Below are 24,636 nucleotides of genomic sequence, written 5' to 3' on the forward strand. Positions count from 1 at the left end.
TGCTGACGCCTCACAGCTCTTAGTGACAGATCACTGTAAAGTGTCTGTATGCCAAGGATCACGGCCGCCACGAATGCTGCCCAACGCGCCGAGACCCAACGTCGGATTCTGACCGCTTTTGGAGAGCTCCTCTTCACCCATGGCCTCCCAGGGCTCACCATGACGGACGTCGCCCGGCACGCCGGCGTGGGACGCACCGCGGTCTACAACTATTACGCGGACATGGAGCAACTGCTCATCGCGTACGCCTTGGACGAGACTGAGCGGTTCATCGTGGACCTCCGGGATTCTCTGGCCGCACTGGAGAACCCGGTGGACAGGCTTGCCCTCTACGTCCGTGCCCAGGTGGAGGACCTCAGCCGCCGCCACCTGCCGCCAGGACCGGCGATGGCGGCCGTCCTCTCCCCCGGTTCCTTCGCGAAGCTTGCGGACCATGTGGGCGACCTCAACGTCCTGCTTCAGGACATTCTCCAGGACGGGGTCCAGCAGGGCTACCTTCCGGATATCGATGTCGCCCAGTTGGCGCGGCTTATCCACGGAACACTGTCCGCCAGCGCCGCACGACGCAACCGAACGTCCGACGGCGACTCTCAGCCGCCTGCCCCAACCTCGGACGTAGAAGCCCACACAACGCAAACGGTGCGCTTCATTCAGTTGGGTGCGGGGGCCCGGTTTGACGACACTGGAAGGCCCATCAGGCTGGACGCGCCTGCCCACGACGCCCTGGCCGGCTAACGACCCGCATACTGACTCGGGACACCCACATCCGGGCGTCGCCCAACACCCAGCGCGTCGCCAATGAAAATGCGAGTCCCTGGCGCGCCCTAGTTCCCTGCGGGAAGCGAGGGGATGATGGGCCATTTGGAGTTGTCCGCGATCCGCAAATCCTCCCGGGGGCACTGCAGTGTGCCGGGGGTCTGGTCCACCAGCTGGGGTTCCACAAGGCCTTCGAAACCAGGGGTGATGATGACATCCACTGATTCGTCCTCGCGGTTGTCTTCGAAGTAGTCCGTCCCCGCAAGGTTCCGCTGCACGTTGAACGCTGCAGCCTGGCCCTTGACGCCGGACACCACCACGCCGATGCCGGAGTACGCGGTGTCGCTGTTGTCCACTGAGGCAACCTTAAAGCCGCGGGCGGTGAACTCGTCTGCAACCGTGCCGGCCAATCCGCCACGGGACGTGGCGTTGAAGACGTTGATGGTCACGGTCTCGTTCGGGACGTAGTCGAACGTGGTGGCGGGACATAGGCTGGTGGGGGCTTTGCTGGCGATCGCAGTGGGGACCTTGATCATGCCATTCATGATCGCCCACGCACCCACGGCCCCGGCGGCGATCACTCCAACCAGCAGGACCAGGACGATTCCATGGAACAGCCGCCGCCGGAAGCGACCTTTGTGGGCACGGGCATCTTCGGCAAAGGTTGCCCGAAGCTCCGGCCCGGTCACAACATGGTGGCCGTGGAGCTGCGTCACATCTTTGGGACGCCTGCGCTTGCTAGCCATCGATGACCAATACCCGTGCGTGAATGGCCGTCCTCTGGTGGAGCGCAGTACGGACAGCCCGGTGAAGCCCGTCTTCGAGGTACATGACGCCTTGATACTGGACGACGTGAGGGAACAAATCACCAAAGAAGGTTGAGTCCTCTGCTAACAGAGCCTCCAAATCCAGGGTGCGCTTTGTGGTTACCAGGTCGTCGAGGCGGACAGGGCGCGGAGGCAGGGCAGCCCAGTCCCGCGGCGCGGAGTATCCATGGTCAGGGTACGGGCGTCCCTCGCCCACAGCTTTGAAGATCACCCTGCAAGCCTATGGAAGATACCGCCCTAACGGAACTTGTGACCCGCGGCACAGGCAGGTTGTAGCCAAAAGGTGACTAATCGTCGTCGAGCGTCATAGCTGTGAAGGCAACCGCCGGGACTGACAGAATAGGGGCATGACTCAACCGCTCCACGGTACTGACCGGACCGTTGCCCGCACCAGGCCCGCCTTGGCGTTGCTGCTGGACGTGGATGGCCCTATCGCCAGCCCTGTGACGCGCGACGTCAAGCCGGACATCATTGCGGACATGGTGGCCTTGGCCTCGGCAGGCATCCCCGTCATCTTCAACACGGGCCGCTCGGATGCATTTATCAGCGAGCAGGTCATGGAACCCATGATTGCCGCCGGAATGCCGGCGGACACTGTCATTCACGCTATTTGCGAGAAGGGCGCTGTGTGGTTCAGCTACACCGCGGAGGGCCCGGGCCCTATCCACGTGGATCATGAGCTTGCCGTTCCCAAAGCCTATGGGGACGACATCCGCAGGCTCGTTGCCGAGGATTACTCCGCGCACATGTTCTTTGACGAGACCAAGCGCGCCATGGTCTCGGTGGAGCAGCATCTGGACGTGGCCAGCGAGGATTACCTGGCCGAGCAGAAACTCTTCGACGCCGACGCCCTGGACATCATGGGACGCCACGGCCTCAACGCCGCAATTCTGGACCACCACGCACCGGAGTCCGATGACACCGCGGACTACCGCCTTGACCCCACCATCATCTCCACAGACATTGAATCCGTCCGCCTGGGCAAGGACCTCGGAGCCAGCCGCGCCGTTGAACTCCTGGCGGCCCAAGGCATTACCCCGCTCTCTTGGCGGACCGTTGGTGATTCCCGCACGGACTATGCCATGGCAGACTGGCTTCACCACAACGATCACGATGTGAAGCACGTGGATGTCCGGCCCGCAGACGGCGTACCGGTGAAGCCCTACACCATCTTGACGGCCGCTGACTTGGAGTTGGCGGACGACGTTATCCACGACGATGCCGGCGGCGCATTCCTCCGCAGCTGGCGCGAGGCCCTTTCCATTTAGCAAACAGCGAACCCAGTTCCACGCACCCCAACGATCCCGGAGATACAGCCATCACACAAGCACAGGTCGATCCGATTTACCACGGCAGCCCGTCCATCGAAGAGGATGCGATTGCTGAGGCGATCTCGCCTGCCGTCGTCGCGCATCTTAGGCACAGGTCCGACGTCGTCCGTCACCGCGGGCGGTACGCCCTGGTCAACGGCGAACTCACGCCGCAACAGGCCATGGTGTCCGATCTCCTGGCTGTCCGGGCCGCTTTGGATGCCGCAGGTGTCGACTTCATCCTGGTGCGAGGTAATGACGAGAGGCCGGTCGTCGCCGTCGACTGGGAGTCACGCAAGGACGTCCGGAAGGCGCTTGTTTCAGCATTCCGGAATGAGCCTTTCTACTCCATGACTGTGGACGCCAAGAAGAAGACGTCCGTGCTGGTGGCCGACGGCGAGCTGTCCGCAAACCGGAAAGCCCGCATCTTCCGCCTGTACCGCCCCCGCGTTGAGATCGGTGGCGGCCTCTGGTATGGCCCTGCCCTGGGTGTGCAGCTTGAGCTGTGGCGGTTCGAAGGCGACCATCTGGAGCTACCGGTGGAGAATTCACTGACCCGCCGCACCATGCTGCGGCAGGACGCCGTGCGCGGCACAGTCCAGCGCCACGGTCTCACGTGGCCCACCATCGAGAACATGTTCGCTGACCATGCCAGCGATATCGACTTCGATATCGACATCGTTTTCTCGTGGGTGGATGGCAGCGACCCCGAGTACATCGCCAGGAGGCGCGCCCAGCAGGCCGGGGCTGTCCTTGGCGAGGGCGACGACCATGAGGCACGCTTCCGCCAGGTCAACGAGCTGAAGTACGCGCTGCGCTCAGTGCACATGTTCGCGCCGTGGATCCGCCGGATCTTCATCGCTACAGACTCCCCCGCACCGGCCTGGCTGGCGGACCACCCCTCCGTGACCATTGTGCGCAGCGAGGAGTTTTTCGCCGATCCTTCCGTCCTGCCAACCCACAACTCGCAAGCCGTGGAATGCCAGCTCCACCACATCGACGGCCTCTCAGAGCACTTCCTGTACTCCAATGACGATATGTTCTTTGGCCGGCCCGTTGGCCCTGACATGTTCTTCACGCCCGGGGGCATCACCAAGTTCATTGAAGCTGACACCCGCATTGGCTTGGGCGAGAACGACGCCGAACGCAGCGGCTTTGAGAATGCAGCCCGTGTCAACCGCAAGCTGCTGTGGGAGCGCTTCGGCCGGATCACCACCAGGCACCTTGAGCACACCGCGGCACCCCTGCGGCGGAGTGTTGTGGCGCGCATGGAGAAGGAATTCCCCGCGGAATTCGCCAAGACCGCGGGCAGCCGTTTCCGCGCTGCGGACAATATCTCGGTGACCAACTCGTTCTACCACTACTACGCCTTGCTGACCGGCCGCGCTGTCACCCAGACCAACGCCAAAGTCAGGTACGTGGACTCCACCATGTGGGCCGGACTGCACTACCTGCCCAAGCTCCTGGCCAAGCGCCACATGGACTTCTTCTGCCTGAACGATGGCAGCTTCCCCGAGGTCGAGGCAGAAGAACGCGCCGAACTGGTGACCGATTTCCTGGAGAAGTACTTCCCCGTCAAGGCGCCTTGGGAGAAGTAAAGCCGCCGGGTGAAACAAGCGGGAGCGAAGAGGTGTGCGTCCCCGGCGAGGTGTGGGCTCCCACCCGGGACTCGTGCGGGATGCGGATGCCGGCTGCCGCCAGGCGCCGCTGAACCTCCACTGCATCCAAGGGCTCGCCAACAGTGACTCCGCCGGACATCGGCACAACGGAATGCACGATCGTGTGCTCGTAGACGTGGATCATGTTGTACGACTGTGCTCCGTCGCGCCCTCGCTGTCCGCCGGCTCGAACCGCGAGGTCCTGCGTGTAACACGTGGCCGAGGCGACCGAAACCGGGATGCCGGCGAAGCTCGCCGTCGTCGAGTAATGCAGGTGGCCACCCAGGATGGTGCGAACGTCAGTATTACGCACGACGGCGGCCAGTGCGGCTTGGTCGCGCAGCTCTACCAACACCGCGAGGTCCTGAACGCACGGCACGGGCGGGTGATGCAGCGCAAGGATGGTGCCGTCCGGGGCCGGCGTGGCCAGTTCAGAAGCCAGCCAGGCCAGCTGGGATTCTGTCAGTTCCCCGTGGTGATGGCCCGGGACGGTGGTGTCCAAGGTGATGATACGCAGTCCGTTGACGAAGTAGCTGCGGTCCACCGGATCCTGCGGCTTGCTGGCCGCAGACGCGTCCGCGAATGCTGAACGGAAGTTTGACCGGTTGTCGTGGTTGCCCATGGCCCAAATGGCCTTGGCTCCCAGCGACGCGCAGAGAGGTTCAATCATCTCGCGGAGACGCTCGTAGGCTTCGAGCTCACCCTTGTCAGCGAGGTCTCCGGTGAAGATGATGGCCTCGGGCCTGATCCGTGAGGCGATGATTTGCTCGCAGATCTCCTGGAGCCTGGCTGCGCTGTCCACCGAGCCGTGGAGCGTGCCCGGTCCACCCACCAGGTGAAGATCACTCAGGTGCAAAAGCACATGACCTGGTTTGGGGTATTCGGCCTCGATGAGCTCCATAGCTTGCCTTAGCGTTTGGTGGGAGACGGCTTCTCCCGTGTCAATCCAGTAGGGCCAATCCAACCAGACAACAAGCCAACAACTGGCTAATTTCCGGCGGAATGTTGGAAAATTACTTTCCTCCCTTCAGAATCGGCGGCTCTACGCCAGCGCCTTTTCCACTGCTTCCATAAGGTCTTCGGAGTCAGGCTCCACTGTGGATGGGAACCTTGCCACGAGTTCACCACCACGGTTTATGACGAACTTCTCGAAGTTCCACTTCACCTTGGCCGGCTGCCCGTCCTCGTCCTGGGTCAGTTCCGTAAACAGGGGGTGCTGCTGTTTACCCAAGACGTTGGCTTTGCTGGTCAGGGGGAAGGTTACGCCAAAGTTCCGCTCGCAGAATTCTGCAATCTCATGGTCGGCGCCGGGCTCCTGCCCACCGAACTGGTTGCAGGGCACGCCGAGGATCTCCAAACCCTGCGCGCGATACTTGCCGTACAGCTCCTCCAGGCCCGCGTACTGGCGGGTATAGCCGCATTCGGAAGCGACATTCACCACCAGGACCGCTTTGCCCTCGAACCGGCCGAAGTCTGCTTCGGTGCCATCGTTGAAGGTAAGGGGAATGCTGTAAAGGCTGGTCATGGGGTTCGCTTCCTGACGACGTCGTCTGGCGGGATTGCCGCCATCGAGCTTACGGGAGCTGGCTTGGGGCCGCGAAACGCAGATATGCCAGCGTTGCACGTGCCGTCAGCGTGTGGCGTCTAGGGCGCCGGAAGGATGAGCGAGGACAACGGCACGATCACGCCGTCCGGCCGCTGGACCAGGTCGGGTGCGATCAGGATGTAGCCCGGCGGGAGGACCACTGCCGGCAGCGCCGACGGAAGGACGGCGACAGGCGTGGGCGCAGGAGCAGCCGGAGGTGCAGGAGCGGCCGGAACCACGGCCTGGGTTACGGCAGGCGCTTCGACGACGGCTGGAGCCGGAGCGGGAGCCACGACTACTGGAGCCGGAGCCACGACTACTGGTGCCGGAGCAGGTTCAACAACTGCCGGCGGCGGAACAACAGCCGTTTGGAGGGTCGGCGCCACCGGGGCTGTCGTCAGCGATGGCGGCACGGTTGTGGTTGCCGGGGCGCTCGTCGACGGCGGCGGCGTAGAGGTGCCCGTCGGCGATGGTGTCGCAGTGGTCGTCGGCGTTGGTGTCGCAGTGGTCGTCGGAGTCGGTGTGGCAGTCTGCGTCGGAGTGGGCGTCGGCGTAGCCGTCACGGAAGGCGAGGGCGTCGGCGTCGTGGTTTGAACCGGCGTCGTGGTGGCTGGCGGAGTGGTCTGAGTGCCCCCGGGGTTGCTCGGCGGATTTGCGGCCGGTGGAGTGGTGCCGGACGAAACGGCGGGCGGAACAGGAAGCGGTTCGTCGTGTTCGTGCTCTCCACCAATGACAGCCCGGTTGGTTCCATCCGATACGGGAACGGCCCATTGCGGGGTCCCGGAGGCGCCATTTCCCACACCGGGCTGGTAGTTCACCATGGCGATGGTCTGCAGCGGATCAGTCTGGCGGATGGACAGCAGTGTCCAATTGGCGGGATCGGTATGCAGACCGTTCACGATCGTCTCAAAGTGGAGGTGGCAGCCAGTGGACCAGCCCGTGGTCCCAACCTCTGCGATGACCTCGCCTACCCGCACCGACTGGCCTTGCGTGACGCCGATTGCCTGGAGGTGATTGTAGGTGGTGACCAGGCCATTTCCATGCTGGATTTCAACACGGTTGCCACCGCCCCACACATGCCACCCGACAGCCCGCACCACGCCGGCGTCTGCGGCGTAGACCCGCGTGCCGCAGGCGGCTGCGTAGTCCTGGCCCCAGTGGAATTCTCCGGCCAGGCCCGTCAAGGGGCTGTAGCGGTAGCCATAGGACGAGCTCTTGTTGAGGACCTCAAGCGGTGAGTAGAGACTGCCCGCAGGTGGCCGGGACAGGCCGGCGGAGGCAACGGTAAGGCCTGTGGATCCGTCCTTGCTGACCGTGCGGACCAGAGCGCGGTCGAAAAAGACCATGGGCGCGCCAGGGATTTGTTCGGGGGGCTCCGGCATGGAGTCGATCACCAAGGTCTCGGCTTCCGGCGGCACCAGGGTGCCCAGAGCCGTTGGTTCCACCACCCCCTGCGCCAGTGCTCCGCCAACGGAGCTGCTGGCCACGGAATTCAAGGGTTGGAACCCAAACGCAAAGAAAGCCAGGACGGCGAGACTTCCGGCTATTAGAACGCGATGGAAGCCTACGGTACGGATCAGGTCTACTGCCCGGTCTGATTCATGATGCTTGCCCACAAAACACTCCCCAAAGCCAGCGGCACCAAACCCCAGCCTGGCGTGCAAGCACCATTGTTGCGGGAATCAGTGGAGAAATAAAGGCTTCCCGGGTGCCATCTACCGAAAGGTTGGCGCAGTTTTAGCTCAAGAAACTTGAGCTTTGTTTTTCGGTGTCTAGGAGCCCAGGTTTTCCTTCAGCAGGGCACGGTGTTCGACGGCGGCATTGGCGTGGAGTGCACGGCCCGCCTCAGTCAGTTCCAGGAAGAGGGAGCGGCGATCGTCAACGCAGGTTTCGCGGGACACCAGGCCTGCTTTTTCCAGCCGGTCCACCACCTTTGAGACAGCGCTCTGGGTCATGGGGGTGCGTTCTCCCAAGGCCTTCATCCTGCATGCCGATTCTTCGCTTTCGGCAACAAGGTCCAGGATTTCGAACTCGTTGAGCCCAATGTCGAACTTGGCTTCGAGGGCGCGGTCGATTGCTCCTGCGGTGCGGAAGTAGGAGTTCTGGATGCTGCGCCACTGCTCAACCAGTTGACGGTCACGCGTCGTTGCCATGCCCTGATTCTAGTTCATGACGCCGTTAGAATCCACGTCATAATATTCCGCATCATATTCCTTGTCATTGAATGACGCGTCATGTACATTCAAATCTATGACATCACCCACCACCCTCAAGACCTCAACTGAGCCGCCTTTGGTTACGGCAGTTCACTGGACCCGTGCCCAGTGGCTGCTGCTCATGGTTGTCTGCACCGTCCTGGCCCTGGATGGGCTGGACGTCTCCATGGTTGGCGTTGCGCTGCCTTCCATCGGACAGGAACTCAACCTCGGAACTGATTCCCTGCAGTGGATTGTCTCCGCCTACGTCCTTGGTTACGGGAGCCTCCTGCTCCTTGGTGGCCGCCTCGCGGACCTGTTGGGCCGCCGTCGAATTTTTCTCATTGCATTGACGGTATTCGCCGCGGCGTCGCTGCTTGGCGGGCTGGTGGATGATCCCGCCATCCTGATCGCCACCCGGTTCATCAAGGGTCTCGCCGCCGCTTTCACCGCACCCACAGGGTTCTCCATCATCACCACCAACTTCGCGGAAGGACGCGAGCGCAATAAGGCGCTGTCCATTTTCACCACGTTCGGTGCCAGCGGGTTCTCGCTGGGCCTGGTAGTGGGTGGACTCATGACCAGCCTCAGCTGGCGCTGGACGTTCCTCGTCTCGGTGCCGATCGCCGTCGTGGTTGTCCTCCTGGGCATGAAGTTCATCCCGAAGGACAAGCCGTCCGCGGAGAACAGCGGGCACGATATCTGGGGCGCCGTAACCCTCGCGCTGGGCATGCTCGGCCTCGTGTACACCTTGGTTTCAGCACCGGAGCAGGGCTGGGGATCTGTGGCAACAATCGCCGGGTTCGCAGTTTCTGTTGCCGTGCTGGCAGGTTTCGCGGTGATTGAGAACAAGGTCAAGCATCCGCTGATCCGCTTCAGCATCCTCAAGGAAGGCTGGGTGGCCCGGGCCAATCTCAGCGCGGTGGGGCTGTTTGGCTCCTACCTGAGTTTCCAGTTCATCGTCACCATGTACTTGCAGTCCGTGCTCGGCTGGACTCCGCTGGGAATGGCGTTGGCCTTGCTGCCGGCAGGTCTGTTGGTGGCCACCAGCGCGCCATTTGCGGACCGGCTTATCGAGAAGTTCGGCGCCACGCAACTGATTCTGACCGGGCTCACGGCGCTCGGACTGGGGTACGTCCTGTTCCTCCGGGTGGGCACCACACCGAATTACGTGCTGGACATCCTGCCGTCGGTGGTCCTGCTGGGCATTGGCTTCGCCTTGGCTTTCCCGTCTATCAACGTTCAGGCCACGGCCGGGATCAAGGACTCGGAACAGGGTCTGGCCGCTGGCCTGATCCAGACCAGCACCCAAGTGGGAGCCGCCCTGGTTTTGGCAGTTACAACGGCACTGGTCAGCGGTCACGGCCAAGCAGCTGGAACAGTCAGCGCCCAAGCCATGCTGGAACAGTACCGTCCGGGACTCATCCTGAGTGCCGCCGTCGCCATCGCCGCCCTGCTGGTGGCCGCAGCACCGTCGCGGCGACGAGTCCGTTCCTAACCCCGCGTTTTTGTACAGATAATGCCCTTATGCGTCCGTCATAGGGGCATTATCCATACACAATCTCCCCCTGTACACGGGCGCAATTGCGAGGTCTCATGGGATCTATGAGGAACTACCTCACGGAGTACAGGCACGAACTGCAGCGCACCTTCACAGGGACGTCGGGCACGCCTCCCGAGTGGGTGCCACGCCTCGCAGAAGGGAACGACGCCGGATATCACCTTCCGGGGTCGGCCGTCTGGGCGGTGCACGGCCATGTGGCTACCATCGTGGCCGGGATACGGGTGCTGCTGATGCAGGCCCTGCACCCCGGTGCGCTGGCTGGGGTTTACGAGCACTCCGGATTCCAGAAAGATCCGCTCGGCCGCTTGGCGAACACGGTCCGGTGGATTTTCACCGTGACATACGGTTCCACAGCGGCCGCGGAAGCAGCGACCGCACGTGTGCGGAAGATCCACGAGCGCGTCCGGGGAACGTATGTGGACGGCAACGGAGTCCTGCGCGAGTACGCCGCCAACGATCCCGAACTCCTCCGCTGGGTCCACATCACCTACGCTGACTCCTTCATTACCGCCAACCGCATCTGGGGCCGACCCATCCCCGGCGGGCCCGATGCCTACGTCCGTGAGTGGGCGGCGGCCGGGCGGCTCATGGGAGTGGAGGATCCGCCGCTCACCGAGGCCCAGGTCCGTGACGAACTTGAGCAGTGGTACGCCTCGGGGGTACTCCGGGCTGATGAACGCCTCGCCGAGACGGTGTCGTTCATTCGCTATCCACCGCTGAGCCCTCTGCTCAAACCCGGGTACACCATCCTCTTCGCGGCCGCGGTCGCAAGCCTTGAACCCAAGTACCGGGAGTTGCTGGGGCTCCCGCGCGCGCGGCTCGGCCCACTCCCCCTGCCCGTGATCACCGCTGCCAGGGCGGTCCTGGGCATGGTCCGGTTTGCGTTGGGCTCCCACGGGCCAAGCGAGCAGGCCGCCCGGCGAAGGTTGCAAAGGCTCGGCTACGCGGAAGCCTGAGCCGCCCCGTTCGCCGAGGAGTGAGCTCTCACCCCTTTCGCCAGCCCAAAACGCCGAAAGCTAACCCCTCGACGCAAGCCCACGTTGTGTGGGCCCGCCGAGGGGTTAGCTTTCAACCTTTTAGCGCGCACTTTCTGCCGAGAGCTCACCCCTCGGCAGAAGACCTAGATCAGGTGATCCGACAGGTGGTTCGGGGTACCGAAGCGGTGGGCTGTGATGGACACGGCCTGCTCGTGGAGGAACGGCAGCATCTCAATGCGGCCAGCCTGGGTCACAGCACCGTGGTAAACCGCGACATCCGGGCGGCCACCCATCGCTGCGCTCAGCGCGGCGAAGTCGCCACCAATCAGGCGGATCCGGCCGGCGTCGAAGTTTGCCGCACGAGCCAGCCATGCGGCGTCGTCCTCGATTCGGACGCTGACGCCCAGGTTCGCGAACACGGTCACCACGGCGTCGGGAAGTACGACGGCGGAGCTGACCTTGAGCGCCGAACCCGCCACGACGCCGGCTGCTACAACGCGCAGCAGCTCAGCGAGCCGCTCGCCTTCGGAGAGGCGGATGGTCACTGGGAGGGAGCGGTAGCGGAAGACGTTGCGCTCTGCGGAGAGGGCCGAGACGTCCTTGCTGGTGCCGAACTCGGACTCCCATGCCGCTGTGTCGCTGAAGAGTGACTGCTGGAGGGTCTGGAGTTCCTCAGCGGACACGTCCGCGGATTTGGCAGCGGCGAGAAGCTGCGCGGCTGCGCCCTGGAGGACAGTGCCGCGCTTGGCCTTGGCTTCGGCGGGGAGCCAGCTGCCCAGACCGATCAGGTAGTTCGGCCCACCGGCCTTGGTTCCGGCGCCGACAGCGGACTTCTTCCATCCACCGAAGGGCTGGCGCTGCACGATAGCACCGGTGATACCGCGGTTGACGTACAGGTTTCCGGCCTGGATGGTGTCCAGCCAGACGCCCATTTCAGCCGAATCCAGGGAGTGCAGGCCAGCGGTGAGGCCGTACTCGATCTCGTTCTGGATGGCGATGGCTTCCTCGAGGGTTTCAGCGGTCATGACGCCAAGGACCGGTCCGAAGAATTCGGTCAGGTGGAAGTAGGAGCCACGCTTGACACCGGAGCGGATGCCCGGGGACCACAAACGGCCGGTTTCATCGAGGCGCTCAGGCTTAATCGCCCAGCTTTCGCCGTCGCCCAGGGTGGTGAGGGCGTTGAGGAGCTTGCCGTTGGCCGGTTCGATGATCGGCCCCATCTGCGTGGTGGCGTTGTCCGGGTAGCCCACCGTCAAGGAGCGTGCGGCGTCGATCAGCTGGTTGTGGAAGCGGGCGCTCTTGGCGACCGAGCCCACCAGGATCACCAGCGATGCGGCCGAGCACTTCTGGCCTGCGTGGCCGAATGCCGAGTACACGACGTCCTTCGCGGCGAGGTCGAGGTCTGCGCTCGGGGTCACAATGATGGCGTTCTTGCCGGACGTCTCCGCAAGCAGCGGCAGGTCCTGGCGGAAGGAGCGGAACAGTTCAGCGGTTTCGTAGCCACCGGTGAGGATGACGCGGTCAACGCTCGGGTGCGAGACCAACTGAGTGCCGAGCTCGCGCTCTTCGAGCTGCACGAGGGCCAGCACTTCGCGGGGCACACCGGCTTCCCACAGCGCATCCACCATCACGGAACCGGAGCGGCGGGCCTGCTTTGCAGGCTTGATCACGACGGCGGAACCTGAGGCGAGCGCTGCGAGCGTCGAGCCAGCGGGAATCGCCACCGGGAAGTTCCATGGCGGTGTCACTACGGTGAGGTTGGCTGGAACGAACGTGGCGCCGTCGACCGTTTCCAGGTCCTTGGCGCGCTCGGCGTAATAGTGCGCGAAGTCGATTGCTTCGCTGACCTCGGGGTCGCCTTGGTCGATGGTCTTGCCGGTTTCGGACGCCATGACCTCGAGGAGTTCGGCGCGGCGGGCTTCGAGGATCTCGCCGGCGCGGTGCAGGATGGCTGCGCGCTCGGCGGCCGGGCGGGCGCCCCAGGCCTTGCCGTGGTCTACGGCGGTCGCGATGATGCGATCCAGTTCGGCGGCGTCGGCGACCTTGGTGGACTCGACGATCTTGTTGCCGGCGGTGGAACCGGGAATGCGCTTAAGGATGTCACGGCCCCAGGCGCGGTTGGCAGGGAGTGCCGGATCGGTGTCCGGGGTGTTGCTGAAGCCCTCAAGAGGTGCCGGCTCCGCGGGGAGTCGGCGGTCCTGCTTGCGGTTGGGGCCGGGAACTTCGTCCGTCATGCCGGCCAGGGAGTCCAGGAAGCGCTGCTGTTCGCGCTTGAACAGGGCTTCGTTCTCGCTGAGTTCGAAGACTGCGGACATGAAGTTTTCCTGGCTGGCGCCTTCTTCGAGGCGGCGGATCAGGTACGCGATGGCGACGTCGAACTCGCCCGGGTGAACCACCGGTGTGTAGAGCAGGAGGCTGCCGACGTCCTTGCGGACAGCGGTGGCCTGGCCGGTTGCCATGCCCAGGAGCATCTCGAATTCGATGCCCTTCGTGACGCCACGCTGCTTGGCGAGCAGCCATGCGAATGCGACGTCGAAGAGGTTGTGGCCCGCCACGCCGATGCGGACGGCGTCGATGCGCTCCGGGGTGAGGGCGTAGTTGATGACGTTCTTGTAGCTGGTGTCCGAGTCCTGCTTGGTGCCCCAGGTAGCCAGCGGCCAGTCGTGCAGTGATGCCTCAACCTGCTCCATGGGAAGGTTGGCACCCTTGACCACGCGGACCTTGATGGGTGCGCCACCCTGTGCGCGGCGGGCAGAGGCCCACTCCTGCAGTTCCTGCATGGCGCCGAGGGCGTCCGGAAGGTAGGCCTGAAGGACGATTCCTGCCTCGAGGTTCTTGAATTCGGGCATGTCCAGGATGCGCTTGAACACCGCGATGGTCATGCTGAGGTCCTTGTATTCCTCCATGTCCAGGTTGATGAACTTGGGCTTGGGGAAGGACGCAGCAAGACGGTAGAGCGGGGTGAGCTTCTCCACCACGTGATCGACAGCTTCGTCGAAGGCCCACGGGGAGTGCGGTGCCACGGTGGAGGATTCCTTGATGGAAACGTAGTCCACGTCATCGCGGGCCAAGAGCTTCAGTGTGCCGTCCAAGCGGCGCTGGGCTTCGTGCTCGCCCAGGACTGCTTCGCCGAGGAGGTTGACGTTGAGGTGAACGCCGTCCTGGCGGATCTTGGCGATGGCCGGGCCGAGCTTGGCGTCGGTGGCATCCACAATCAGGTGGCCCACCATTTCGCGGAGCACGCGGCGGGCGATAGGGATGACAACCTGGGGGACGATCGGAGCCATGACGCCACCCACGCGGACGGCGCTGCGCATGTACCACGGGAGGAACTTGGGCACCTTCGGAGCCAGCTCGGCCAGCTTGCGGCCGGCGACCGACAGGTCCTCGGGGCGGATGACGCCGTCGACGAATCCGACCGTGAAGTCAAGGCCGTTCGGGTCCTTCAAAACGCCGGCGAGGCGCTGCGCAGATACATCCACGGGGATCTTGCTGGCTTCGGTAAGCCAGTGGCGGACCAAGGCGATGGCTTCCTGAGCCAGAGCATCGAACTGCCCGGAATCCTGGGTGCGCGGTGCGGTGGCATCCGGGAGGGTGCTGGTCATGGGGGCTCCTTCTGAGGCGGAGAAGTTTGTTTATTTCCATCAGTATGGATCTACAATCACGTTAGGAAAAGCGATCTTTTCTGACGAATATTGATTACCCATCCCGAACCTTTGGAGGCCGCTTTGCTGGATGTCCGCAGGCTGCGTTTGCTGCACGAATTGAAGATCCGCGGAACCCTCGCGGAGGTGGCCGACGCAATGCAGTACAGCCCTTCATCGGTGTCCCAGCAGCTCACGTTGCTGGAGAAGGAAGCGGGGGTGGAACTGCTGCGTAAAGCCGGCCGCCGGGTGCAGCTGACTCCGCAGGCGGAGATCCTCGTGGCCCACACCGCCGCATTGCTGGAGACTTTGGAGCGGGCCGAAACGGAACTGGCGGCGTCGCTGTCAATGGTGACCGGGACCGTGCGCTTGGCCGTGTTCCAGTCCGCAGCCCTGGCCTTGCTGCCCGGTTTCCTCAGCATCATGCGCCAGGAGTACCCCGAAGTGCGTGTGGAAATGACCCAGCGCGAACCCGAGACCGCCCTCTACGAAACGTGGGCACGGGACTTCGACCTTGTGGTGGCCGAGCAATACCCCGGCCACGCGGCTCCACACCACAGCGGCTTGGACCGCGCCATCCTTACCAGCGACGCCATCCGCCTTGCCACTCCCCCGGTGGGACTTGGCGGCGAGACCGTTTCCTCCCTTGCGGACACCGCTTCGATGCCATGGGTCATGGAACCCCGGGGCGCTGCTTCCCGGCATTGGGCCGAGCAGGCGTGCCGTTCGGCGGGTTTTGAACCTGATGTGCGCTACGAGACGGCCGACCTTCAAGCACAGATCCGGCTCATTGAATCCGGGAACGCCGTGGCCCTCATGCCGGACCTCGTGTGGACCGGGAGAACCCGCACGGTCCAACTACTGGACCTCCCGGGCCTGCCAAAACGAACGGTATTCACGTCCACCAGAACGGCCGGCCGCATCCATCCCGCAACCGCAGCCTGCCGCGAAGTCCTCGAACGGGTAGCGGCAACACAGCAGCAGGACGCCGAGCAGCAGGCGGACGCCGACTAGCCAAGATCCGACCCGGTCGGGCTGACGACACGCATATTCACCGGCGACCAGGAATTACCCCAGCGCCGCCCGGAATCACGTGGCGCCTGACTGGTTCCGTGGCGGTAACGAATTTGGGTGTCCGGGAACGCAAAAGGCCCCAGTCCAAAGGACTGGGGCCAACCGCGGAGAATGGGGGATTTGAACCCCCGAGGGCGTTAACCCAACACGCGTTCCAGGCGTGCGCCATAGGCCGCTAGGCGAATTCTCCTTGCTTTCGATTCGAAAGCAGATACTACTGTACCTGAGAATTTCGGCATCGTGTAATCGGGCTGAATTGCCACCTTTGGACGGCTTCGGAAACACGGCCGTTAACGGAAAAATGGACGCCCCCAACGCGCCCATTCTTGCGGTATCACCGTTGAGCTGCCGGGTCCGGCCCCTCGCTCCCAGGCCCCGCAGCTCACAACCTTGAGATTGCCCCAATCGGTGTACATACCCATGGTCCGCTGCAGTCCCCCGTTTTGCAATGGCTGAGACCTGTTTGTAGCCGAAGTTTATTGACAGGATGTCCTTATGGCTCAGCTGCATGCCCTGGTCGTCTACGTTCCTGAGACGCATATCGAGGAGGTCCTCCTTGCTATCGGCGACGCAGGCGCCGGGCGAATCGGCGATTACTCCCACTGCGCCTTTACTTCGCCCGGCACTGGCCGCTTCACACCTTTACCGGGAGCGCGACCCTCTATTGGTGAGGTTGGAATTGAGGAGCAGGTGCCCGAAACCCGGGTTGAGTGCGTGGTTGAGGAAGACAGGCTCGACGGCGTCGTGCGGGCTTTGCGGGCCGCGCACCCTTACGAGGAGCCGGCTTTCATGACGTGGCCGGTGAATGGCTGGCGGTGACGGGGCCCAGTTGACGACGTCCGACCAGCACCAAAGCCAGACTCGCATCGTTCCCAGCCGCTCGGCAATCTCACCCCTCGTCACGTAGTCGGAATCAACGGCTTGAACCTATCCGCCGAGATGACGAACCTGGTCAACAACCAGATGGGCGGCCTCCGTGCCGCTTGCGGCATCCTGCAGGACAGTTACATAGTTCATACTGACCCCGTTGGATCCACAGGGGCAGTACATGTAGAACTTGTGCCCCTGCCGCAAAACGAGAAGGCCAGCCACCCGCCGTCGAGCCTTATCCACAGCCCCACCGGGCCGATTCGAACCCCGAAGTAAGTTCGGGTAAGCTTGTCGACGGCCCCTCATGTGGCGTCATCCTGTTGAACTCCCCCAGGACCGGAAGGTAGCAAGGGTAGATGGGCTCTGGCGGGTGCATGAGGGGTCACTACTTTAACTGTCAGTCCCTATAGGTAGGTTTCACTTGTGACTGTTACAACTGCCCTGTATCGAAGGTATCGCCCGGATTCTTTCGCGGACGTTATCGGGCAGGAACACGTCACGGAGCCGCTGATGACGGCGCTCCGCAAGAACCGCGTGAACCACGCCTACCTCTTCTCCGGCCCCCGCGGTTGCGGCAAGACCACGTCAGCGCGCATTCTTGCCCGCTGCCTGAACTGCGCCGAAGGCCCCACTGACACCCCCTGTGGCAAGTGCCCCAGTTGCGTCGAACTCGCACGCGGCGGCTCCGGTTCGCTGGATGTCATCGAGATTGACGCCGCCAGCCACGGTGGCGTGGACGACGCCCGCGATCTCCGCGAGCGCGCAACCTTCGCCCCGGTCCGCGACCGCTACAAGATCTTCATCATTGACGAGGCCCACATGGTCACGTCGGCTGGCTTCAACGCGCTCCTGAAGATTGTCGAGGAGCCCCCGGAACACATCAAGTTCATCTTCGCCACCACGGAGCCGGACAAAGTCATCGGGACCATCCGATCCCGCACGCACCACTACCCCTTCCGGCTGGTGCCGCCCGAGCCGCTCATGCAGTACCTCGAGCTCCTTTGCCGGCAGGAGAACGTTCCTGTCGCTCCCGGCGTGCTCTCGCTCGTCATCCGCGCAGGTGGCGGTTCCGTTCGCGACACCCTGTCCGTCCTGGACCAACTCATGGCCGGCGCGGGACCCAATGGCCTGGACTATGAGCTCGCTGTTGCACTGCTCGGCTACACGCACGCTTCCTTGCTGGACGACATCGTGGATGCCGTCGCTGCAGCCGATGCCGCCACTGTCTTTCGCGCGGTGGACCGCGTCATCCAGACCGGCCACGATCCCCGGCGTTTCGTCGAAGACCTCCTGGAACGGTTCCGCGACCTCATCATCGTTCAGGCGATGCCCGAGAGCGCCCAGGCGATCCTTCGCGGCATGCCAGCGGACCAGATCGCCCGGATGCGCAATCAGGCAACCAACTTGGGCGCGGCCGAGCTGTCCCGGGCCGCAGATGTCACCAACACGGCGCTCACTGAGATGACCGGTGCTACGTCGCCGCGCCTTCACCTTGAACTGCTGTGTGCGCGCATCCTCCTTCCCAGCGCCGAGCAGACTGAGCGCGGCATCGCAGCCCGCATTGACCGCGTGGAACGTCGCCTGAATTACGCGGGCGACGGCGTGGATCCGGTTGCCGTTGAGCCGACTCCCGCCGCTGCGGCGCCTGTTGCGCCGGCGGTTTCCCGGGCAACGCCCCCTTCGGAACCTGCCGCTCCCACGCCGGCCGCTCCCACGCCGGCCGCTGACGCCGGGTCGCGCGACGCCATCACGGCACCGCGAGTGTCCACTAACGACTGGCCCGTTGAGGACCGCCAAGCTTCCGGTCGCGCTCCGCAGGCTGCTGCATCCCCGGCCGCACCCATGGCTGCTCCGGCCCCGGTGAATCCCGGCCAGGCACCAACCTCGCAGCCCGAGCCTGTTCAAGCACAGACGCCTCTCCCACCGCAGGCGCAACCAGCACCGCCGGTACAGCCCGCTCCGGCCGTACAGCAGGCTCCTGCCTCAGCGCCGCAGCCTTCTGCGGCTCCGGCCCCGGGCCCCGGAGGCACCGGCGATGTAGAAGCATTGCGCCGAGCCTGGCCGGATGTCCTGCAGACGCTGACCAAGATCAAGCGCAGCACTTGGGCGCTGGTTGAACCGAATGCCCAAGTGGCCCAGTTCGATGGCCAGGTACTGACGCTCGCCTTCACAACTGGTGGGCTCGCGGGTGCGTTCGGACGTGCTGATCACTCCGAGAACCTTCGCCAGGCGATCCACAAGACCCTCGGCATCGAATGCCAGATCGTCGCAGTGGCTGGCGGCAACAGCTCAGCGAGCTCTGAGCCAAACCCAAAAGCACCTACTAGCCGGGAAACTCCGGCTGCTGCATCGTCAGCGGGAGCCCGTGCATCGGCCGGCGGTGAATCGCCAGCGGCAGCATTTACGGGCCCCGCATCATCGCCGGCTGCTTCGTCGTCCGACGCTTCATCGTCTGCTGAGTCGCCGCCAGCACCGGTGTCGGCTGTCGACTCGGCGTGGGGACTCGCCCCAGCCAGCCCTGCCGCAGCGTCTGCGTCAACGGCAACCTCACCGGCGGCAACTGCTCCGACCCCAGCTGCTGAGGTGGCTCCGGTGGCACCCACCCAAGCCCCGACGGCGGCCCCCGCCCCGGCAACAGCGGCACCCGCGCAGTCAGCCGCCCCTGCCACAACCCCGGCCGCGCCTGTCGCCGACATGTCCGCGGCATCCTCGGCCGGCGAGTACTCCTACCCTGACGACGACTGGGGCCCGCCGCTCGACGAGGACGCCCCGCCGCTGGACGAAGAGCCCCCAGCGGACTGGGAACCACCGTCCGGACACAGCCGCCAAAGCCCGGCACCGGCAGCTGCTACTCCGGCACAGAAGTCAGCGCCGGCCACGTCAGCACCCTCGGCATCGGCACCGCCATCCGCAGCAACGGACAAAACCACGGTCTCCGCCGCAGGCTCCAGCACGTCCGACGACCCTTGGTCCAGGGCTGTGGAGCAGGCGCCGGGCACTTGGGTTGTGGGCACGGAATCCAACGTGGGCAAGCAACGCGCGCAGGACATCGAAGAAAGCACGCCCGCAACTGATACCCCGGACTACGAACCGGCCGCGGCGCAAGCACCGGCGCCGGCAACGGCGTCCGGAACCTACGGTCACCCAACCAATGCCGAGCAAAACCCAAGCTCCAGCTGGGACGTCGCACCGGCGTCGAGCTGGCCCGGAACGCAATCCATGCCCGCCCCTGCAAGCAGCGGCGCCCCGGCGGCCAGCAACGCTCCCGCGGTGTGGCCATCCATGGCGACGCAACCCGAGGAAGCGCATGGTTCGGTTGCGACGCTTGAGGAGGGCGCGCCGTCGAGCAGTCCGAATGGCCGTCAGAGCCTGTACCAGCGGTTGACGAACAGCCCCGAAGCCCAAGCGGGCCGGGTCCAGGCGCCGGTGAGAACCCAGGCGAAGCCGGAGTCGGTCCCGGAGGACATCCCAAGCCCGGAAGATGAAACCATCGAGGAATCCCGGGTCTTTGGACGGGCTGCGGTGGAGCGTATTCTGGGCGGAAAGCTGATTGAAGAGCGCGCCTTGGACGGATCTCCCCTACAACCCCGCTGACTCCAGCATTGATTTCAAACTAACGAGGACATTGTGTACGAAGGTGCAGTTCAAGAGCTGATTGATGAGCTCGGCCGGCTTCCCGGTGTGGGCCCCAAATCAGCGCAGCGCCTGGCGTTCCACATCCTTGAGGCGGATCCCGAAGACATGAAGCGCCTGGTCACAGCCATCACAACGGTCAAGGAACGAGTGAAGTTCTGCAGCGTTTGCTTCAACGTGACCGAGCAGGAAACGTGCAACATCTGCCGCGACCAGCGCCGTGATCCGTCGGTCATCTGCGTCGTCGAGGAGTCCAAGGACGTCCTGGCCGTGGAGCGCACGCGGTCCTTCCGAGGCCGCTATCACGTGCTGGGCGGGGCCATTAATCCCATTGCGGGCATCGGTCCCGAGCAGTTGCGCATCCGTGAACTCCTTACACGCCTCAACGACGGCGCCATCCAGGAAATCATCATCGCTACGGACCCCAACCTCGAGGGCGAAGCCACAGCGACGTATCTGGCCCGCATGCTCAAGTCGATCGGGATCACTGTGACCAGGCTGGCTTCCGGCCTTCCCGTCGGGGGAGATCTGGAATATGCGGACGAAGTCACGCTCGGCCGTGCCTTCGAGGGCAGGCGCAACGCATTGTTGTAGTCTCGCAATCACAACATCAACCGCGATGGGGGTCCCGTGCGAGAACTTGTGTACTACGTTGCCGTGAGCCTGGACGGCTACATTGCCGGCCCAGACGGCGAATTCGACGCGTTCCCCGTAGAGGGCGACCACATGGCCGCCCAGAATGAACGCTTCTCTGATGCCATCCCTACCGTGATCGCCGACGCCATGGGCATCGAACGTACCGGGACAATGTTCGACACCGTCGTGATGGGTTGGAACACGTACGCCGTGGGTCTGCCGTTTGGTATGACGAGCCCGTATCAACACCTCCAACAAGTGGTGTTCTCCCGGACACGGACCGAGGCGGACATCCCCGGCGAGCACCCCAATTTGAAACTCACCGATGAAGACCCCTTAGACGTTGTGCGCCGGTTGAAGTCCGAGCCCGGTCAGTCGATTTGGCTTTGTGGCGGCGGGCAACTGGCAACGCAGCTCGCCGGTGAAATCGACCGGCTCGTGCTCAAACGCAGCCCGCTGCTCTTTGGCGACGGGATCCCGCTCTTCGCGCCCGGGGCCTACCAGCCCAGCGCCTTCACCGAAGTTTCGACGACGGCGTTCGGCTCAGGCGTCGTAATTTCTGAGTACATGCGCGAGGGAGCTAGCCAGAACCCGAATTAGCACGCAGCCTCCGGGACGCCAGCCAGTGCCCCGCTGCGAGCACCAATGCTGCCACAACGCCCTGCACTGCCAGCCCTGTCAGTGCTACGGGCGTGGGGGGTGTCAGCCCGTCGCGAGAGACCCCGCCGAGGCAGGGCACTTCACGGGCCGGCCCGTCCGCGGCCGATTGTAGTCCGGACAACAGCCATCCCACCTCGTTATCGGTGGACACAACGTCGGCACCCACGCTGCCCAGGATAAAGGCAGGGTTGGACGTGGCCAGCCAGGCAATCCGTTCAGTGTGCATAACTTGCACCGGGCGAAGATCACCCACACACAAGTAAGAGACGGTCCTTCCGGAGTCGTCGCGCTCGACGTTGACGGGCACCGAAGCCTGGCCTGTTCCCGCGGTCGCAGGAAGCAACAGGATGGTGGCCGCTACATTCCCGACGCAAAGGAAAGCCACCAGCACCACAGCCAGGGCCACACCCGGCGCGGCCCTGGCGAAGCATCTCCGCGAACCGGCACCGATCAGCCCGAACAGCGCTACTTCAAGGACAATCACGAGGACGGCGGAAACGGCCCACGCGATCGTCCCGCCGACGTTGAGGCCCACCACGAGCGATACAACGCACGCCGGCGCGGCCAAGGCCACGCCCCGCATGGCTCCTGCCAGCAGCAGTGCAGGGATGCTTCCCTGCGAATGCCGGAAGCCCCAACCGGCCCCCAGTACGGCCGCTATGAGTGCCAGAAATGCCAGCATGATCAAGTAGGTGGCATTTCCGGCGCCGGTCTCGAACCAGCCGTTGGCTTCTGCCCAAGCAACCAGTGCGGCAGCCATCCCCCATGCGAGAGCTATCCCCAGTGCACAGGCCAGCCAGAACCACCAGGAAGAGAAGGACTTCCGGGTGTTCCGCCACGCCTCCCCGCCAGTCACCTTGAGATTCCCAGATGCGTGTGGCGGCCCCGAACCTCGCTTTGGGTGAGTCATGCTGGACGGCTGATCGTCGATAACGCCGCCGATCACGTCGTATTCGGGCTCATTCCATCCCGGACCCGAACCGTCTGGATGGTCAGGGACGCCGGCCATCGCCGTTCGCAATCCTCATTACTTGGATGGTACGCCGGGCGGTCATGCGCTCTCTAGTTCGATGCGGGGTTATCTGCTGCCCGCCGGAGTTTCACCGGGTAGGGGAAGTACTCAAGCTTCATGTGGATGTGCGGCGACGGATGGGTCAGGAACCATTCGTAGGCGTGGTCAACGGATGCCGCCGTCAGGTGGCCGCTATGTGGTCACAATTCCTACCAGCCCTGCGCACGGCGATAAACTGGGCAAATAAGCTACGCAGGCGTGCTCAAATTTGGAATTTGGCATGCCGCGTTCGAACCCTATTGATGCAGTGAGGGTGCGCGCATGACTATGCCCACTACCGAAGTGAAGATCGAAGAGCTCTCCAACGAGGCTGCGATTACCAAGCAGCTGATCGTTCAAAAGTTCGGCGGTTCCTCGGTTGCCGATGCTGATGGCATCAAGCGGGTCGCGCAGCGCGTCGTGGATGCGCAGAAGGCCGGCAACGAGGTTGTGGTTGTTGTCTCCGCGATGGGCGACACCACCGATGAACTACTGGACCTCGCGGGTCAGGTCACGGACTCCGCTCCTGCCCGTGAAATGGACATGCTGTTGTCTGCCGGCGAGCGAATTTCCATGGCCTTGCTCGCCATGGCCATCAACAAGTTCGGCGCCTCAGCGCAGTCTTTCACTGGCTCCCAGGCTGGCATGATTACAGACGGCATCCACGGCAAAGCCCGGATTATCGACGTCGACCCCCACCGCATCCGCACAGCCCTGGACAAGGGACACATTGCGATTGTGGCCGGCTTCCAGGGCATGAGCCGAATTACCAACGAGATCACCACGCTGGGCCGCGGCGGATCGGACACCACCGCTGTTGCGTTGGCCGCCGCACTTGAGGCTGACGTTTGTGAAATCTACACGGACGTTGACGGCATATACACGGCCGACCCCCGCGTTGTGACCTCCGCCCAGAAGATCGACCGCATCTCCAGCGAGGAGATGCTCGAATTGGCCGCTTCCGGTGCCAAGATCCTGCACCTTCGCTGCGTGGAGTATGCCCGCCGCTTCGGCGTGCCGCTGCACGTCCGCTCGTCATTCAGCCAGCACGAAGGCACCTGGGTCATCCCCGGTGCCGATGAAAAGTTCAACATTCAAGAGGGAGTTGCCTTGGAGCAGCCAATCATCTCCGGCGTTGCGCACGACCGGTCCGAAGCCAAGGTCACCGTTGTGGGCGTTCCGGACATCCCCGGCAAGGCTGCCGCGATCTTCCAAGTGATCGCAGACGCACACTCGAACATCGACATGATCGTCCAGAACGTCTCCACTCACGGCACCGGCCGCACGGACATTTCGTTCACCCTTCCCATCGTCGAAGGCGCCGACGCCCTGGCCGCTTTGCGTGCAGCTGAGGGCCAGATCGGTTTCGAGAGCATCGAATACAACGAGCACGTTGGCAAGCTCTCCCTGATCGGCGCGGGCATGCGTTCGCACCCCGGCGTTTCGGCCACGTTCTTCAAGGCCCTCTCCGACGCCGGCATCAACATCGACATGATCTCCACCTCGGAAATCCGCATCTCCGTGGTCACCAGCGCTGACAAGCTCGACGACGCCGTCCGCGCCATCCACAATGCGTTCGAGCTCGACGGCGACGCTGAGGCTACCGTCTACGGCGGCACCGGCCGCTAGGGCCATTCACGCGACGGCGAGTACCGGCGTCGAGCATTACAGGGAAGGACCGGGGCAAACGCTCCGGTCCTTCCGCAGCTAACGAGTCAGAACACAATCCGGTAACACGGGAGCGAAATGACGTGGTTTTCGCCACAAGCCGCAGAACTGGGGTATGGTATGGAATTTTCGTGGCATGCTGTACGTTGCATACCCGGTAACCCCCTAACACGAAGAGGCATTAAAAAGTGGCAGCCGATTACGACGAACTCCGTACCGATGTAAAAGAGAACCAGGAGCAGTCCCTCCAGGCTCTCCAGTCCGCCAGCGCTCCCACGGCGAAGAGTGTCGTGCTTGAACTGGACGAAACCGATGGCCTCGACGCCAGCGGCCCCGGCGGCGAAATCGTCGCCGAAGAACTGGTCATCCAGGTTATTCCGCAGGCAAACGACGAGTTCACTTGTCACTCCTGCTTCCTGGTTCGCCACCGCTCGCAGATCGCACGCGAAAAAGATGGCGTCGCCTACTGCACTGACTGCGAAGGCTAAGACCGCCCACCACCCCGGCGGACTTAACATCGTCAGGGAG

20 protein-coding genes, 1 tRNA gene and 1 other RNA gene are annotated in these 24,636 nt (G+C 63.7%); 13 read left to right on the forward strand and 9 right to left on the reverse strand.

Annotated elements, in window-relative coordinates; all coding sequences use genetic code 11:
• Positions 1-48 precede the first annotated feature (48 nt).
• The gene (locus AC0J5Z_RS20610) at positions 49-735 is read left to right on the forward strand and encodes a TetR/AcrR family transcriptional regulator (protein WP_475036091.1); all 687 of its coding nucleotides are present in this window, start codon (positions 49-51) and stop codon (positions 733-735) included.
• 89 nt (positions 736-824) lie between these two features.
• On the opposite strand, the gene AC0J5Z_RS20615 is transcribed toward AC0J5Z_RS20610, so the two are convergent.
• Together AC0J5Z_RS20615 and AC0J5Z_RS20620 are read right to left on the reverse strand one after the other, a co-directional pair.
• On the reverse strand, positions 825-1,472 hold the full coding sequence (locus AC0J5Z_RS20615) for a LytR C-terminal domain-containing protein (RefSeq protein ID WP_475036093.1): 648 nt from the start codon (positions 1,470-1,472) through the stop codon (positions 825-827).
• A 22-nt stretch (positions 1,473-1,494) separates the two neighbouring features.
• Positions 1,495-1,794 (reverse strand): type II toxin-antitoxin system VapB family antitoxin, encoded by a 300-nt coding sequence (locus tag AC0J5Z_RS20620; RefSeq protein ID WP_018778077.1) that lies wholly within the window; start codon positions 1,792-1,794, stop codon positions 1,495-1,497.
• Between the two features lie 136 nt (positions 1,795-1,930).
• Here AC0J5Z_RS20620 and AC0J5Z_RS20625 point away from each other — a divergent pair, with 136 nt between their 5' ends.
• Both AC0J5Z_RS20625 and AC0J5Z_RS20630 read left to right on the forward strand, forming a co-directional pair.
• Positions 1,931-2,851: a Cof-type HAD-IIB family hydrolase gene (locus AC0J5Z_RS20625; protein ID WP_475036095.1), complete on the forward strand. Its 921-nt coding sequence runs from the start codon at positions 1,931-1,933 to the stop codon at positions 2,849-2,851.
• A gap of 224 nt (positions 2,852-3,075) precedes the next feature.
• Positions 3,076-4,491, forward strand: coding sequence for a stealth family protein (locus AC0J5Z_RS20630; protein WP_475036097.1), 1,416 nt, complete (start codon positions 3,076-3,078; stop codon positions 4,489-4,491).
• Here the strand turns inward: AC0J5Z_RS20630 and AC0J5Z_RS20635 are convergent.
• The 4 genes from AC0J5Z_RS20635 to AC0J5Z_RS20650 form a co-directional block, all read right to left on the reverse strand.
• Positions 4,469-5,452, reverse strand: coding sequence for a phosphodiesterase (locus AC0J5Z_RS20635; protein ID WP_475036099.1), 984 nt, complete (start codon positions 5,450-5,452; stop codon positions 4,469-4,471). The two genes, AC0J5Z_RS20630 and AC0J5Z_RS20635, sit on opposite strands and share 23 nt — an antisense overlap.
• Positions 5,453-5,593: 141 nt before the next feature.
• Positions 5,594-6,076, reverse strand: coding sequence for a glutathione peroxidase (locus tag AC0J5Z_RS20640; protein WP_475036101.1), 483 nt, complete (start codon positions 6,074-6,076; stop codon positions 5,594-5,596).
• 119 nt (positions 6,077-6,195) lie between these two features.
• Positions 6,196-7,623: a M23 family metallopeptidase gene (locus tag AC0J5Z_RS20645; protein ID WP_475036104.1), complete on the reverse strand. Its 1,428-nt coding sequence runs from the start codon at positions 7,621-7,623 to the stop codon at positions 6,196-6,198.
• A 285-nt stretch (positions 7,624-7,908) separates the two neighbouring features.
• A complete protein-coding gene (locus AC0J5Z_RS20650) occupies positions 7,909-8,289 on the reverse strand; it encodes a MarR family winged helix-turn-helix transcriptional regulator (RefSeq protein ID WP_475036107.1) in 381 nt (126 codons plus the stop codon).
• Between the two features lie 97 nt (positions 8,290-8,386).
• Between AC0J5Z_RS20650 and AC0J5Z_RS20655 the strand changes: the two genes are divergently transcribed.
• Together AC0J5Z_RS20655 and AC0J5Z_RS20660 are read left to right on the forward strand one after the other, a co-directional pair.
• Complete coding sequence (locus AC0J5Z_RS20655) at positions 8,387-9,829, forward strand: MFS transporter (protein WP_475036111.1); 1,443 nt, start codon at positions 8,387-8,389, stop codon at positions 9,827-9,829.
• A gap of 98 nt (positions 9,830-9,927) precedes the next feature.
• Positions 9,928-10,851 carry an oxygenase MpaB family protein gene (locus tag AC0J5Z_RS20660; protein ID WP_475036115.1) on the forward strand — a complete coding sequence of 308 codons (924 nt, stop codon included), beginning with the start codon at positions 9,928-9,930 and terminating at the stop codon, positions 10,849-10,851.
• A gap of 164 nt (positions 10,852-11,015) precedes the next feature.
• Here AC0J5Z_RS20660 and AC0J5Z_RS20665 read toward each other — a convergent pair whose 3' ends face one another.
• Positions 11,016-14,477 (reverse strand): bifunctional proline dehydrogenase/L-glutamate gamma-semialdehyde dehydrogenase, encoded by a 3,462-nt coding sequence (locus tag AC0J5Z_RS20665; protein ID WP_475036119.1) that lies wholly within the window; start codon positions 14,475-14,477, stop codon positions 11,016-11,018.
• A gap of 123 nt (positions 14,478-14,600) precedes the next feature.
• Between AC0J5Z_RS20665 and AC0J5Z_RS20670 the strand changes: the two genes are divergently transcribed.
• Positions 14,601-15,530: a LysR substrate-binding domain-containing protein gene (locus tag AC0J5Z_RS20670; RefSeq protein ID WP_475039819.1), complete on the forward strand. Its 930-nt coding sequence runs from the start codon at positions 14,601-14,603 to the stop codon at positions 15,528-15,530.
• A 165-nt stretch (positions 15,531-15,695) separates the two neighbouring features.
• Here the strand turns inward: AC0J5Z_RS20670 and AC0J5Z_RS20675 are convergent.
• Positions 15,696-15,780, reverse strand: a tRNA-Ser gene (locus tag AC0J5Z_RS20675).
• 305 nt (positions 15,781-16,085) lie between these two features.
• On the opposite strand from AC0J5Z_RS20675, the gene AC0J5Z_RS20680 reads away from it, so the two are divergent.
• From AC0J5Z_RS20680 to AC0J5Z_RS20700, 5 genes are all read left to right on the forward strand, one after another.
• Complete coding sequence (locus AC0J5Z_RS20680) at positions 16,086-16,409, forward strand: hypothetical protein (RefSeq protein WP_475036121.1); 324 nt, start codon at positions 16,086-16,088, stop codon at positions 16,407-16,409.
• Between the two features lie 344 nt (positions 16,410-16,753).
• Positions 16,754-16,850, forward strand: an RNA gene (ffs, locus tag AC0J5Z_RS20685) — signal recognition particle sRNA small type.
• Positions 16,851-16,883: 33 nt separating this feature from the next.
• Entirely contained in the window at positions 16,884-20,054 is a 3,171-nt protein-coding gene (locus AC0J5Z_RS20690; RefSeq protein ID WP_475036124.1) for a DNA polymerase III subunit gamma and tau, read from the forward strand.
• A gap of 33 nt (positions 20,055-20,087) precedes the next feature.
• Positions 20,088-20,687: a recombination mediator RecR gene (gene recR, locus AC0J5Z_RS20695; protein ID WP_017198356.1), complete on the forward strand. Its 600-nt coding sequence runs from the start codon at positions 20,088-20,090 to the stop codon at positions 20,685-20,687.
• Positions 20,688-20,723: 36 nt separating this feature from the next.
• A complete protein-coding gene (locus AC0J5Z_RS20700; RefSeq protein WP_475036126.1) occupies positions 20,724-21,329 on the forward strand; it encodes a dihydrofolate reductase family protein in 606 nt (201 codons plus the stop codon).
• Here the strand turns inward: AC0J5Z_RS20700 and AC0J5Z_RS20705 are convergent.
• Positions 21,310-22,245, reverse strand: a complete 936-nt coding sequence (locus AC0J5Z_RS20705) for a hypothetical protein (RefSeq protein ID WP_475036128.1) — start codon at positions 22,243-22,245, stop codon at positions 21,310-21,312. The genes AC0J5Z_RS20700 and AC0J5Z_RS20705 overlap by 20 nt on opposite strands.
• 477 nt (positions 22,246-22,722) lie before the next feature.
• On the opposite strand from AC0J5Z_RS20705, the gene AC0J5Z_RS20710 reads away from it, so the two are divergent.
• Positions 22,723-24,069, forward strand: a complete 1,347-nt coding sequence (locus AC0J5Z_RS20710) for an aspartate kinase (RefSeq protein ID WP_159705651.1) — start codon at positions 22,723-22,725, stop codon at positions 24,067-24,069.
• A 227-nt stretch (positions 24,070-24,296) separates the two neighbouring features.
• Positions 24,297-24,596, forward strand: a complete 300-nt coding sequence (locus AC0J5Z_RS20715; protein WP_142936764.1) for a DUF4193 domain-containing protein — start codon at positions 24,297-24,299, stop codon at positions 24,594-24,596.
• Positions 24,597-24,636 lie beyond the last annotated feature (40 nt).

This window comes from Paenarthrobacter sp. TRD_SC_7 (assembly GCF_056156245.1).

Coding starts and splice junctions, on each gene's coding strand:
- AC0J5Z_RS20610 (WP_475036091.1), top strand. CDS start 49: ATGCCAAGGATCACGGCCGCCACGAATGCTGCCCAACGCGCCGAGACC.
- AC0J5Z_RS20625 (WP_475036095.1), top strand. CDS start 1,931: ATGACTCAACCGCTCCACGGTACTGACCGGACCGTTGCCCGCACCAGG.
- AC0J5Z_RS20630 (WP_475036097.1), top strand. CDS start 3,076: ATGGTGTCCGATCTCCTGGCTGTCCGGGCCGCTTTGGATGCCGCAGGT.
- AC0J5Z_RS20635 (WP_475036099.1), bottom strand. CDS start 5,452: ATGGAGCTCATCGAGGCCGAATACCCCAAACCAGGTCATGTGCTTTTG.
- AC0J5Z_RS20640 (WP_475036101.1), bottom strand. CDS start 6,076: ATGACCAGCCTTTACAGCATTCCCCTTACCTTCAACGATGGCACCGAA.
- AC0J5Z_RS20650 (WP_475036107.1), bottom strand. CDS start 8,289: ATGGCAACGACGCGTGACCGTCAACTGGTTGAGCAGTGGCGCAGCATC.
- AC0J5Z_RS20655 (WP_475036111.1), top strand. CDS start 8,387: ATGACATCACCCACCACCCTCAAGACCTCAACTGAGCCGCCTTTGGTT.
- AC0J5Z_RS20660 (WP_475036115.1), top strand. CDS start 9,928: ATGGGATCTATGAGGAACTACCTCACGGAGTACAGGCACGAACTGCAG.
- AC0J5Z_RS20665 (WP_475036119.1), bottom strand. CDS start 14,477: ATGACCAGCACCCTCCCGGATGCCACCGCACCGCGCACCCAGGATTCC.
- AC0J5Z_RS20680 (WP_475036121.1), top strand. CDS start 16,086: ATGGCTCAGCTGCATGCCCTGGTCGTCTACGTTCCTGAGACGCATATC.
- AC0J5Z_RS20710 (WP_159705651.1), top strand. CDS start 22,723: ATGACTATGCCCACTACCGAAGTGAAGATCGAAGAGCTCTCCAACGAG.